12 protein-coding genes are annotated in these 13,153 nt (G+C 45.7%); 7 read left to right on the forward strand and 5 right to left on the reverse strand.

Annotation, left to right across the window (positions count from 1 at the left end; translation table 11 throughout):
- Window positions 1-4 precede the first annotated feature (4 nt).
- The 4 genes from HHL16_RS19285 (at window position 5) to HHL16_RS19300 (ending at window position 6,827) form a co-directional block, all read left to right on the forward strand.
- Window positions 5-1,531, forward strand: a complete 1,527-nt coding sequence (locus HHL16_RS19285) for a PKD-like family lipoprotein (protein ID WP_169426981.1) — start codon at window positions 5-7, stop codon at window positions 1,529-1,531.
- Between the two features lie 32 nt (window positions 1,532-1,563).
- Entirely contained in the window at window positions 1,564-2,937 is a 1,374-nt protein-coding gene (locus HHL16_RS19290; protein WP_169426982.1) for a TlpA disulfide reductase family protein, read from the forward strand.
- Between the two features lie 186 nt (window positions 2,938-3,123).
- Complete coding sequence (locus HHL16_RS19295; protein ID WP_169426983.1) at window positions 3,124-5,670, forward strand: DUF5686 and carboxypeptidase regulatory-like domain-containing protein; 2,547 nt, start codon at window positions 3,124-3,126, stop codon at window positions 5,668-5,670.
- A 500-nt stretch (window positions 5,671-6,170) separates the two neighbouring features.
- On the forward strand, window positions 6,171-6,827 hold the full coding sequence (locus HHL16_RS19300) for a hypothetical protein (protein WP_169426984.1): 657 nt from the start codon (window positions 6,171-6,173) through the stop codon (window positions 6,825-6,827).
- A 342-nt stretch (window positions 6,828-7,169) separates the two neighbouring features.
- Here the strand turns inward: HHL16_RS19300 and HHL16_RS19305 are convergent, their stop codons facing one another.
- Window positions 7,170-7,529: a hypothetical protein gene (locus HHL16_RS19305; RefSeq protein WP_169426985.1), complete on the reverse strand. Its 360-nt coding sequence runs from the start codon at window positions 7,527-7,529 to the stop codon at window positions 7,170-7,172.
- A gap of 278 nt (window positions 7,530-7,807) precedes the next feature.
- On the opposite strand from HHL16_RS19305, the gene HHL16_RS19310 reads away from it, so the two are divergent.
- From HHL16_RS19310 to HHL16_RS19320, 3 genes are all read left to right on the forward strand, one after another.
- Complete coding sequence (locus HHL16_RS19310; protein WP_169426986.1) at window positions 7,808-9,223, forward strand: tetratricopeptide repeat protein; 1,416 nt, start codon at window positions 7,808-7,810, stop codon at window positions 9,221-9,223.
- An 84-nt stretch (window positions 9,224-9,307) separates the two neighbouring features.
- On the forward strand, window positions 9,308-10,081 hold the full coding sequence (locus HHL16_RS19315) for a phosphosulfolactate synthase (protein ID WP_169426987.1): 774 nt from the start codon (window positions 9,308-9,310) through the stop codon (window positions 10,079-10,081).
- Window positions 10,078-10,815, forward strand: coding sequence for a shikimate dehydrogenase (locus HHL16_RS19320; RefSeq protein WP_169426988.1), 738 nt, complete (start codon window positions 10,078-10,080; stop codon window positions 10,813-10,815). Before HHL16_RS19315 ends, HHL16_RS19320 begins: the two co-directional genes overlap by 4 nt.
- A gap of 16 nt (window positions 10,816-10,831) precedes the next feature.
- On the opposite strand, the gene HHL16_RS19325 is transcribed toward HHL16_RS19320, so the two are convergent.
- Genes HHL16_RS19325 through HHL16_RS19340 form a run of 4 tightly spaced genes read right to left on the reverse strand, consistent with a single transcriptional unit; the run spans window position 10,832 to window position 13,152 of the window.
- The gene (locus HHL16_RS19325) at window positions 10,832-11,188 is read right to left on the reverse strand and encodes a hypothetical protein (RefSeq protein ID WP_169426989.1); all 357 of its coding nucleotides are present in this window, start codon (window positions 11,186-11,188) and stop codon (window positions 10,832-10,834) included.
- A gap of 2 nt (window positions 11,189-11,190) precedes the next feature.
- Entirely contained in the window at window positions 11,191-11,625 is a 435-nt protein-coding gene (locus HHL16_RS19330; RefSeq protein WP_169426990.1) for a thioesterase family protein, read from the reverse strand.
- Between the two features lie 7 nt (window positions 11,626-11,632).
- Window positions 11,633-12,571 (reverse strand): hypothetical protein, encoded by a 939-nt coding sequence (locus HHL16_RS19335; protein ID WP_169426991.1) that lies wholly within the window; start codon window positions 12,569-12,571, stop codon window positions 11,633-11,635.
- Between the two features lie 2 nt (window positions 12,572-12,573).
- Window positions 12,574-13,152 carry a sigma-70 family RNA polymerase sigma factor gene (locus HHL16_RS19340; protein WP_169426992.1) on the reverse strand — a complete coding sequence of 193 codons (579 nt, stop codon included), beginning with the start codon at window positions 13,150-13,152 and terminating at the stop codon, window positions 12,574-12,576.
- Window position 13,153: the final 1 nt, after the last annotated feature.

The following is a 13,153-nucleotide window of genomic DNA, read 5'->3' on the forward strand; positions in this document are numbered from 1 at the left end:
CATTATGCAAAATAAATTATCAGGCCATTGCGGCATCATCTGTCTGCTGCTGCTGTTGGTTACTGCATGCAGTAAAGATCTGGGCAATTATGATTATAAAGAGATCAATCAATGTACCATCAATGGCATCAGTGATGAGTATACGGTATTGAGGGGAGGAAATCTGGATATTACACCGGAGCTACAGTTCTCGCAGGACAAGAACTTTGACAGGAATAATTATTCGTTCAAATGGCAGGTGGCAAATGATAACCAGCTGGTGTTGTCGGATAAACCCGAGCTTCACGAGATCATTACATTGCCTTCTCAGACTGAAGCCTACACGGTTTATTTTATGGTTACGGAAAAAAGCACGGGAGTTTTGTGGCGGTCAAAATTCCGCATTCGCGTATCCACCAATATTTCGGATGGCTGGCTGGTGCTGAGTGAAGCGAACAGCAAGGCGAGGCTCGATTATCTCAATTACCTCTCTGACAATGAACCATACCAGCTTTATAAAGATATCTTCACGCAGCAGTCGGGTCCTAAACTTGAAGGGAAGCCACTCTTTGTAAACTTCTATTACAGGATCGATGCATTCTCCAATGTTCGGGGAAAAACTGTAGTAGTGGGAACGGATAAAGACACGTACATAGTGAATACGCAAACCAACACATTCACTTCATACATCAATCTGGCAGATGCGATGTCTGTTTATTATCCACCTCCTTATCATGCAGAATCTGTAAAGCCCCTGTACGCAAGCCGTTCATATATGTATGATAATCTGGGACAGCTTACCTATGAATATCCAACAGTGGGTACGGCATATGGCAGGGTAGTGAACAGAACCATCACCGGCGAAAAGATCAATATCTCTCCGATATATGCGGAAGGCATTCAATCGAGTCTGTATGTTTTGATGTATGATGTGGTGAACAGGAGGTTTATGGAGCACAAAGAAGGCAACGAGGTTTCATCTGTACCGGCTCTGGCTCCTTCGCCGCTGCCTCCGAAATTTGATCCCGGCAATATGGGTATGGATCTGATGTATATGTGTGCCACCAATGCTGTAACTCTTCAAACCTATGCACTGCTGAAACATTCTTCAGGTAAAGTTTATCTGGCAAGGATACAATGCGATGGCACCGTATTCAATCCACTTGCGTTTGATGAGATCACAACTTACGCTCCGATGATAGCGCAGGCCACTCAGTTTGCCATCGAACACAGCCAGGGTTACCTGATTTATCTGGTGGGGTCAAAGATCTACCGGTACAACCCATACGATAACACCAATGAAATGGTGATTGATATGGGGAGCAGAACGGTTAGCCTCATCAAGTTCCAGCGGCTGTTGTATAATTTTCAGAACCCCCGCTATCTGGACGAAACCTCAAAGCTGGTTGTGGCATCCTATGATCCCGCATCACCTGATAATTCGGGAACGCTTGATCTGTATACAGTGCCTGCCCTGAATGCACCAGTAGTGAAATACAGAAGCTATAATGGTTTCGGCAAAATAGTGGATGTGAGCTATCGTGAAAATTAACCCTCTTAATCAATATCATTTATACAAATAAAATGTTCAGAAAAATAATATTTGCGATCATCGTACTGATGGTGGCACAACAAGCAACTGCTCAAAAAGCAGTAACCATCAGCGGTTCATACGATAAAGCGGGAGACGGAGTAGTAAAGTTGTTCAGGGTGGAAGACGGAAAGATTGTGCAGGTTGCTACCTGCCAGGCAGGGCAGAACAGGAAATTCGGTTTTCATTTCTTTCCTGCTTACAATGGCTGGTATGTGATCGGAACAGGAAATGAAAGAAACAACTCCGATAATTATACTGTTTACCTTAAAGAGGGAGATGAACTTGAAATATCCATTAAACAGAACAATTATTCGCTTTCCGGAACAAAGAATACCCGCGAAAGCAAGATCGTTCACGATTGGCAGACAATGGCTGATCAGGTGTACCAGAAGTCTGTTAATTTCTCCCGGAACAGCAGCACTTTCACTGACTTTTTTCCGCAGCTGGAAAAATTAGTGAATGATGCACAGGTTTTCCTCAAAGCCCATGCAAACAGAAATACACCGTTCTCCCGCCAATTGAAAGAACTGGTATCGATGGATCTGCTGAATTACAGTAATCAGTTTCTCAACACGCCCAGATCGGTACATCCCGAAGTGGCGCAGTTCAGCGCTTACTACAATACCATCAGAGTGGAAGAACTGACAAGCCATGCAGCATCGTTTTACAATTATCCGTGGGGTAACCGCACGCTCAGTTCAGTTCTGATGACTGCGATGAGACAGAAAGGGATTATTCCGGGTGGCGGACCCAAAGGGTTTTCTGGCATCCTTTCAATGGTTTCGAATGATACACTCAAAGGAGATCTTGCATTGGAAAGAATGGCATCTGTGAAGGGGTATGATGAATACCAGCAATATCTCGACCTCTTTGGAAAATTCATGATCACTGCCAATCAGGAAAGGGAGAAATTAAAACAACTGCAGGCCCTCGAACCATTCAAGCCAGGAATGAAAGGATATAATTTTTCTGCAACAGATAGTGCAGGAAATACAATTCAACTGAAACAACTGGCAGGGAAACTGGTTCTGGTCGATTGCTGGGCTACCTGGTGCGGCCCCTGCAAAAAAGAAGAACCTTACTGGGAAAAGCTGACTGAACGGTTTGCGGGGAAAGATATCGTTTTTACCGGTCTGTCAATCGATGAGGATAAGACTGCCTGGAAAAAATATATGGCAGAAAAGAAACTGAAAGGCCTTCAGCTGCATATCGGAACAAAAAATGAATTCAGCTCCGTGTATAAGACCAGCGCTATTCCGCGGTATTTGCTGTTCGACCGGTCAGGAAATGTTATTACAACAGATTCGCCACGTCCCAGTGATGAGGCACTTGCCATTCTGATTGAAGAATGGTTGAAAAAATAGCTGCTTCCATTCCCATGTTAAATGGAAAATGATCCTTTCAAAAGGGGCTGCACTTTTCAGGCAGCCCCTTCATATTCGGGACATTTGATGAGATACGTCGAAAAAGCACTTCTTAATATTTCCTTTGCAGGATTTTAACAAGTGGTTACTGTAACATTTTTATTGGCCATCCGTCTCATGTGCCACATGAGACCAACTATATTCCTTCTACTGCTTATTTTCTCTTTCATGGATTCGCAGGCCGGCCGCATAACCGGCAGAGTTACCAACGAAAAAGGCGAAGTGCTTCCTTATGCATCCGTATTCGTAAAAGGTTCTACCAAGGGAACCACCACCAATAATCAGGGTGTATATTTTCTCGATCTCGATGCCGGCAGCTACACATTGGTTTGCCAGTATATCGGCTATGCGCGCGCAGAAAAAGCCGTGAAACTCGAAGCCGGCAACAGTGCTGTAACAACCGACTTCAGTTTAGTTGTTCAGCAAACCACCATGAACGAAGTAGTGGTGCGGGCCAATGCAGAAGATCCGGCCTATGAGATCATCCGCAATGCCATCCGCAAGCGGAAAGATTACCTCGAACCGCTGGACTCTTTTACCTGTGAGGCTTATATCAAAACACTGATGAAGACCCGCAAACTCCCCAAGCGTGTTTTCGGTATGAAGATCGAAGACAAAAACAAGCAGGAGATGGGCGTTGACTCCGCAGGGAAAGGCATCATCCATCTCTCTGAATCGCTCACTAAGATTGGTTTCAAAAAACCGGGAAAGATAAAACTGGAAGTGCTGTCGGGGCGCGAAAGCGGCTCAGGCGGCTATGGTTTCAACTTCCCCACCTTCATCAATTTTTACAAGAACAATGTGAACGTATTATCCGATCAGCTGAATCCGCGCGGATTTGTATCGCCCATTGCTGACGGCGCATTGAACTATTATAAATATCAATACCTCGGATCTTTCTGGGAAGATGGAAAAGAAGTGAATCAGATAAAAGTGATCCCCCGCCGGAATTTCGAGCCACTGTTTTCGGGCACCATCAATATTACGGAGAACGATTGGCGCATTCACAGTCTCGAACTGATGCTCACCAAACAATCGCAGCTCGAAATGCTGGATACGATGACCATCCGTCAGATTCATGTACCCGTTTCGAAAGATGTATGGCAAACCAAAGATCAGACGGTGTATTTCACGTTCAATCAACTGGGCATCGATGCGGTGGGTACCTTCCTCAACGTGTACAACAAATACGAACTGAGGCCGCAGTTCGAGAAGAAATATTTCAACAACGTGATCGTTCGCTATGATACGAGCGTGAACAAGAAATCAAAAGCATACTGGGATTCTATTCGTCCGGTTGCACTTGAGCCCGAAGAACTCAAAGACTACAAAGTAAAAGACAGTTTGCTTGCGTACCGCAGAGACTCCGTGTGGTCGCCGGCTTATATCGATTCCATGCGCAGAAATCAGGGCAAGATCACGCTCGATAAAGTATTCTGGGCCGATGGATTGCGCCGCTATAATTTCAATAAGGAGCGTCCTGCTGAAATCACCTGGAAGCCGCTGCTGAAGCAGGTTCAATACAATACTGTTGAAGGATTGGTGGCAGGAGTGAGCGCCACATACCGGCGCTGGTGGCCCAAAGCAGGATCTGTACTGAGTTTTACGCCGAACCTCCGGTACGGATTCAGCAACACGCACCTGAATGCATGGGGTACATTGATTTTTGCGAAGAAGAAATTCGAACGCGACGGAGATGGCATCACTTCTGAAAACAGTTCATGGACGCTGAACGGAGGTAAGCGTGTAAGCCAGTTCAATCAGGCTAATCCGATATGGCCGCTGTTCAATAGTGTGTACACTTTATTCGATCGCCGCAACTACATGAAGATCTATGAGAACTATTTCGGCGAACTGATCTACAACAAACGTTTCGATAACGATCTCCGCTTTTCAGCAGGTGTATTGTACGAAGATCGCATGCCGCTGGAGAATACCACCGACTACTCGATTTTCAAAGACAGGAATAAGATCTTCACTCCCAACTACCCAACTGAAAAACTGGTTACTCAGTTCACCAGACATCAGGCTGTAGTGGCAAGTGTAAAGCTGGAATACAAACCCGGTCAGCAGTTCATCGAATATCCGAACGGAAAGCAGGCTGTTGGCTCCAAATATCCCACCTTCACTTTAAGTTATCACAAGGGGATAGAGAAAGTATTGGGAAGTGATGTGGACTTCGATAAATGGAAATTCTCCGTTTCAGACGATATGAATTTCAAATTGCGTGGAATGATGAAATATCGATTATCCATTGGCGGTTTTATCAACGACCGGAAAGTTCCGATTCAGGATTATCAGCACTTCAATGGCAATCAGTTGCTGTTTGCGAGCGAGTACCTGAACAGCTTTCAGCTGGCTCCGTATTATGCAAACAGTACAACAGCATCTTTCTATGCAACAGGCCATCTGGAGCATCATTTCAATGGAATGCTCACGAATAAGATTCCTTTGTTCAAGAGACTGAACTGGCATTTGGTAGGCGGCGGCAATGCTTTCTTTGTGGATCGAAACAACAACTATGTGGAAGTATTTGCAGGACTGGAGAATATCTTCAAAGTATTGCGTGTAGATGTGGTGGCCAGTTATCTCAATGGGCATAAAGGACAGGTAGGATTGAGGCTGGGATTGGGTGGATTGCTGGGTAGCGCTATCAATTTCCAACGGAAATAATACACGAACAAGGCTTTTAACACACACTCATATAAAAAAGGGTGCTTCTGATAAGGAGGCACCCTTTTACTTTTCGTAAATCTATGATCAGGAAAAAAACAGCAACTCAGCATGACACTGCACTCTTAGATTGTAACCGTTAGAATGTAACCCTCCCGACAACCATTCTGGATGCAGCCGGAAAAATACAATGGGAGCAGCCATGTTCAGATCTGCTGCCGGATCAAATACATTTAAAATGAATATGAACAGATTCAGCAAGGCCGCTTACATTTTGCAGATAAAACTGTAAGATGGCACGCTGTATCACGAGAAGTTCATTAAACGGTAGTGTAGAAGGTAAACTCCATATTAAAAGGGGCCTGGCAGTTGTTAAAACTGCGGGCCCTTTTCTGTTGCAATCACCTATCTTGTTATAAATCTGTTTTTTATTATTACTTTAGACAACGGTTAAGGCGAATAACCGCGTCTTACTGGTTATAATCAACGTGCAAGGCATCATGAAAAAAACTACCCTTTTAGCATTCGTTTGTTTACTGTTCACGGTATCTGCCATGGCGCAGAAAAAAGTATCGGAACTGACGCTGGTCTACGATGCATTTGTATCTACCGGCAATGCAGACCCCAAACTGGCCGATGCATTCGATGGCGCTACAACTACGGTATACATCAAAGGCAATCTCAGCCGTTCGGAAATGGTGAGCGCTTTATTTTCTTCTACAACAATTCACGATTCAAAAACCGGTACGGCAGTGGTACTGCGTGAGGTGAGCGGCCAGAAGCTGCTGATCCGCATGACGTCTGCAAACTGGGCTGAAAAGAATAAAAGATATAATGGTATCAGCTTTGCAAATACCACTGAGACCAAAACCATCGCAGGGTACAAGTGTACCAAGGCAACTGCCACACTGAATGATGGAACAGTTTTTACCGTTTACTACACTGCTGATTTAATTCCGGAGAACCGCGATTATGATTATCAGTTCAGGAACCTCAATGGCCTGCCGCTGGAGTATGAGTTGGTTCAGGGGAATCTTACCATCAAATACACGGTGAGCAATATCAATATGAACCCGGTGCCGGCGTCGAAGTTCGACCTGCCGAAGACGGGGTACAGGGAGCTTACCTACGAGGAAAGTAAGAAAGCAAGCATGTAGGGAGTGATCAGGTGCCTATCTGGCTGATTTTCATACCCGAAACACTTGGAATCGGCATCAAGTCCACATCAGGAGCACCTCATCTCCATAAATTTATGCTACTCAATTGGTTATTACCTGTTGAATACCTGCGTTGAATGTGCAGAAAACTGCCGGAGGCGTGCCTGAGCAGGGTAAAAGAATAGCAATAGTTGCAGGGAGAAAAGGACAAAGAAGATCAGCAATAGCTTAACAGCATCAAATAAAAATGCCAGCCCGAAGGCTGGCAATATTTTTTGGGACAAATACCTGCTTCTCCCGAAGCACGGCATGCTGCCAGAGTAATTTTTCTCATCAGTGCGGTTACTTCCGCAGACGGACCCGAAGGTCGATTACATTGAGGTTTGAGCGGAACATCGGCTTGTTTGTATTGATCCTCACCTGATTAGGAAGGATGAATATTTTGTTGCCCTGTTCGTAGGTAACCACTGAGTTATAAGTAACATAACTTCTGAGTCTTTCGCTGCCGGAAAGCTGACTTCCGGTGTAGAATGGACCCGCTTTCAGTGTGAAACCGTTGGTTGTTCTGATTGGAGTAAATTCTGCCTTGAGCGGAGCTACCGACTGGTTAGCATTCTTCTTTCCACCACCACCTCCGCTACTGGCCAATGCAAGCGCCACTGTCCCAATCATCGCGCAACAGATGATCGTTCTTCTTAGCATTTGGTTAAGTTTTAGCGTAAAGTTTGCCTGCATAATTAATGCAAAAATATATAAAAAAATTGGGATTCCTTTAACCGTTCATCCCGTGAATTATAAATCTTTTAACGTCTGAGATGCAAAAATGTTACAGATTGCATAAAATGACCACAAATTTTACTCAACTGTTGCATTCCGACCTAAATTGTTGGGTTTCAATAAAACTTATACACCGGTGTCAATAACAAAAATTGGACATCCGCCCTTATTGGGGTACTTTAGAATAACCATTACAGTTCAGAATGAGCAATAACCCATCGAGCCAGAATAACGACGAGATCAGAGAATTGGTGAGGCAGTTCCAGAATCTGAAAAATGGCAGAAGCCACTCTTTCCTGGATGAGGACTCCTTCGAAAAGATCATCGATTACTTCGACGATGAAGAAGATCTCCAACAGGCACTCGTAGCCGCAGAACTCGGCATCGAGCTTTTCCCTTACTCTTCCATATTGCATATCAAAAAAGCGGATCTGCTGATTGCCACCCGCCATTATAACGAAGCGCTGCAGGTGCTGAGTCATGCGGCTGTGCTTGACAGTAACGATATCAATCTGTACATTCTCAAAACAGCGGCCTATCTCGCCCTCGACCAGCAGGAAAAAGCCGTGGCCCTTCTCGAAAATGCCCTCGAACTATTCGAAGGCCAGGAGCGCATCGAGCTGCTCTTCGAACTGGCCGACGTGTACGACGACTACGAAGAATTCGACAAAATATTCGATTGCCTGAAACTGATCCTCGAACAGGAGCCTACCAATGAAGAGGCGCTGTACAAGATCTGTTTCTGGACCGATTCCACCGGCCGCAACGAAGAAAGCATCCGGCTGCACATGCAGATCATCGACGACAATCCTTATTGCGAACTCGCCTGGTTCAACCTGGCTGCCGCATATCAGGGACTGAAGCTGTACGAGAAAGCCATCGACGCTTACAAATATGCCGTGGTGATCGACGAAAAATTCGATTACGCCTACCGCAATATGGGTGATGCGTATATCCGTCTCCGCAAGTTCAAAGATGCGATCGAAGTGCTGGAGAAAGTGCTCGAATTATCACGCCCCGAAGATGTGATCTACGAGGCCATCGGCCATTGCTTCGACCGGATGAAGAATTATGCCCAGGCAAGATTCTACTATCGCAAGGCATCACACCTTAATCCCGAAGACAGTAAGCTGTATTTCAAAATTGCCTGTACCTATATGAACGAAGGGCAGTGGGGTACCGCTATCAAGCAACTCGAAACCGCCATGCAGATCCATCGCCTTCAACCGGAATACAATCTGGCGATGGGCGAATGCAAGATGCAGATGGGCGAATACAAAGAAGCTATTCAGTATTTTTCTAATGTGGTAGGTCAGCGCCCCCGCAATGTAACCAGCTGGGAGTCGCTGATAAGGTGTTTGTATCATGGAGAATTTTATGAAGAAGCGCTGGAACAGATCCATGCGGCCCTTCATATAACAAATAATAAACCTGTTTTCAGATTTTATCTTACTGCCGTATATCTCGCGCTGGGCAAGACGAAAGAGGCCATGCTTCAACTGGAGAACGCCATGAGTCATAGTCCCAGATTGTTGAAAAAAATAGTAGAGCTCGAACCATCGTTGCTGCAGCATCCGCTGGTGGCCGAAATTGTGGCGAGATTCAAAAAGAATAAATAAGGCTGCGTTAAAGCTGTTACGCGTTTTATCAATCTTCCCTATTTTTGCGGCGACTTTAGAATTCCTAAGTGTAAAACCAGTCGAATGAATTTCAATCTCTCTCAGATCCCCGAAAGAACGGCCAGACCCCGTACTGATGGTATAACCATGGTGATGGACAAAGGCCTCAGCATTACAGAAGTTCATAATTTCATGGAGATTGCGTCTCCCCATGTAGATATTGTGAAGCTGGGTTTCGGAACCTCTTTCGTAACACCCAACCTGAAAGAAAAGATCAAAGTATATCAGAGCTACAATATTCCCATTTATTTCGGCGGAACATTGTTCGAGGCATTCCTCATCCGTAATCAGTTCGATGATTATATCAATGTCTGCAAAGAATATGGCATCTCTTATATGGAAGTAAGTGATGGTTCAATCACTATCCCTCATGCCGAGAAATGCGGTTATATCGAAAAACTCACCAAACACGGAACCGTGTTGAGCGAAGTGGGCAGCAAGGATGCGGCTCATATCATCCCTCCTTACAAATGGATCGAACTGATGCGCGCAGAACTGAATGCCGGATCTACTTACGTGATCGCAGAAGCGCGCGAAGCAGGTAACGTAGGCATCTATCGCGGATCAGGTGAAGTGAGAGAAGGTCTGGTACAGGAAATTCTTACACAGATCCCCGGCGAAAAAATTCTCTGGGAAGCTCCGCAGAAAGCACAGCAACTGTACTTCATAGAGCTGCTCGGATGCAATGTAAACCTCGGCAATATTGCACCTACAGAAGTAATTCCTTTGGAAGCGATGCGTGTAGGCCTTCGTGGCGATACCTTCAGCTTATTCCTCGATAAAGAATTGACTCAATGAGACAATTTGGCCTGATTGGATACCCACTTGGGCATTCTTTCTCACAGCCTTTTTTTACGGAGAAATTCAACAGGGAAGGTATCACAGATTGTGTGTACCAGAACTTTCCGATTGCTGAAATCGGGGCGTTGAAGACAGTGCTGCAAAATCATCCCGGTCTTGCAGGACTGAACGTAACTATTCCTTACAAAGAACAGGTAATTCCTTTCTTACATCATATGCAGCCGGTGGTAGCAGCTATCGGCGCATGCAACTGCATCCGTATTGAAAATGGTGAGCTCACCGGTTTCAATACGGATGTTATTGGTTTCGAACGATCTCTGGCAGAGAAACTGCAGCCAACCCATACGAAAGCGCTGGTGCTGGGCACAGGCGGAGCCGCCAAGGCGGTTTGTTATGTGCTGGAGCAAAAGGGGATTGCATACTGCATTGTTTCCCGCAATCCTTCAGGGACCAATCAGATCGGGTATGAAGATGTAACACCTGCTATCATCGATGATCATACGCTGATCATCAACACCACTCCATTGGGGATGTATCCGAAAGTGGATACTTTTCCGGATTTGCCGTATGAGGCCATGAGCGCAAAACATTATCTGTTCGACCTGGTGTATAATCCGGCACAGACGCTGTTTCTCCGCAAAGGAGCAGAGTTTGGAGCAGCTACAAAGAATGGCATGGATATGCTGGTGATACAGGCCGAAGAGAGCTGGCGGATCTGGAATGAAAAATAATAGAGCAGCTGATGGATTAGTTGCTGATCATCGAATCTATCAGGAGGTAATTATTGCGCGGTTTGGCGGAATCGAGTATCACTAAGAATCTGGCGCCTTTGCATATTTCCTTATCTGGTTTCTTACGGGAAAAATAATAGCCGTCGGTGTATTTTTTCCCCTTGTAGTTGTAAGTATATCGCAAATAATGTGTGGAGCTTTTGTAATCCGTATGACAGGTTGTAGTGGTTCCAACTACTGTAGCTTTCCGTTTGTAAATGCCCTCGCTTTCGGCTTCATTGGATGCTACGATACAATAATTGATAAGCGCAGCTACAAGTATAAAAGAAGCTACAAGCAACAGATAGAACCTGATATTCGCCGACAACTTCATGCTTATTTTGCTTCGAGCTTTTCGCGGGCTTCGGCAGGGATCGCCGCTACTTTTTTCTTCTCATAATCGAAACAAACCATACCGGTTTTGGCAGCCGCTACCAGAATAGTTTTTCCATTCTCCTCTTTTTCCAGTTTGTAATAAAGATCGAAAGAGATCTTAGTGAAGTCGCCTGCAACAACAGATACTTTCACCACATCGCCGTAATGCAATTCTGCTTTGTATTCGATGCCAACATCTGCCATGATGAGTCCGGTTCCGGCGAAGCTGAGTTCACCATATCCGAGTGCATGCAGGTATTGAACGCGGGATTCGTGAATGAGGCTGAGGATGGTATCATTACCTACGTGATTGCCGTAATTGATGTCTGTGATACGTACAGGTATAACCGAAGTGAATGCAAATTCAGCAGGGAGGTCGATCTTGATGCGTGGCATAGGGTGCTTATTTATCCTGAAGGAGTTCCTTCAGTTCCATGATATCGAGAAAATTTGTGGCCGAAGGTACGAAAGATGCCTGTTGTATCAATTGATTGCGCCACTTCTGAAAACGCTGTTTGAGGGTGTTGTTGAATTGTCCGTTATCAGCGCCGGTATTGAGGAAGGTAAGCACCGGAAGGAATTTTTTGTTGATGCGTGTCTGTTCTCCGTTAGGCGCCGTAACCGTTACGTATTGTGTGCCGGGATTGTTGAGCAGGTTCATGTCCATCACCACCTTACCTCTTGCATCGCGATATGGGCGATCCGGGATAGTTGCCGGAGCTTCTGTTGCAGTTGCTTTTACGGTAACCGGGTTGGCAGGGGTGATTTCTTCCACAACAGCATCATTGCCGATATCTGTACTGCTGATGGCAGTTGCTGCATTGATGGATTGTTCGTTTTTATCTGAAGCACGCAATGGCTTTACTGCCTGATCATGTTCTTTCTGTGCAATCACCGGTGGCGCAACTGCAGGTTGCGGGATGGATGATGGAGAGGCAGGTTGCTCATTTTCTTTCTGGGCTGCAACGGATTGCTGAACAGGCGGGATGCCTGCACTGTTTGTGCGAAGGAGGTACCAACTCCCGAGGGCAATGATGCCAAGCACCGCAGCGGCTACTGCTATTTTCTTCAGTGAGAAGGGAACCACTTTTGCAGGTGTTGCTTCTTCAGTGAAAGTGGGTTGAATGGTTTGTTTCGGCTGCACCGCTTCAGAAGGGATGGCAGCAGCGATAGCGGCCCATGCATTGGCAGGAGGCTGCAAAGCAGCGGCATCCAGTTTTTGCGCGAGGGCGATTTCGGGGAGATCATACTCCGCGTCCAGTCTGGCAGACAGTTGATCCCAGGAGCCCTGAGGGGGCGCCATTTCGAGATTGGCCAGTGTGTGTTGGATGTTGGAAGCCATGATTACCTTGTATAAGATTTCCGTGTATCGCTCAAATATTGACTGATCTTTTTCTGCAATAATGCTTTTGCTCTTGCGAGCTGGCTCTTGCTGGTACCTTCGCTGATACCGAGCATTTCGCCGATCTCCTTGTGAGAATATCCTTCCACAACATACAGGTTGAAAACAGTGCGGTATCCGGGAGACAATTCCTGGATGATGGCGATGATATCTTTTTCGGCCAGTTGATCCAGGGCCGTGATATCACTGTCTTCAATCGTATTTTCTTCTTTCTCGCTTACACTGGAGAGTTGAGCCGACTTCTTTCTGAAATACTCGATGGAAGTGTTTACGAATACCCTTCTCATCCAGCCTTCGAAAGAGCCTTCGGCCCGGAACCGGTGAAGGTTCCTGAATACTTTAATGAATCCTTCCTGTAAGAGGTCCTGCGCATCGTTGGCATTGTTGGCGTACCGGAGGCAGACTGCATACATTTTAGGTGCGAACCTGTTGTAGAGTTCCTCCTGCATCCGCCTGTCGCCGGCTACAGCTCCCTTAATTAAGTCGGGTTCCGAAATGGTATAGTTGCTTTTGTTATTCAAG

It is taken from the genome of Pseudoflavitalea sp. G-6-1-2, from assembly GCF_012927185.1.
GTDB lineage: Bacteria > Bacteroidota > Bacteroidia > Chitinophagales > Chitinophagaceae > Pseudobacter.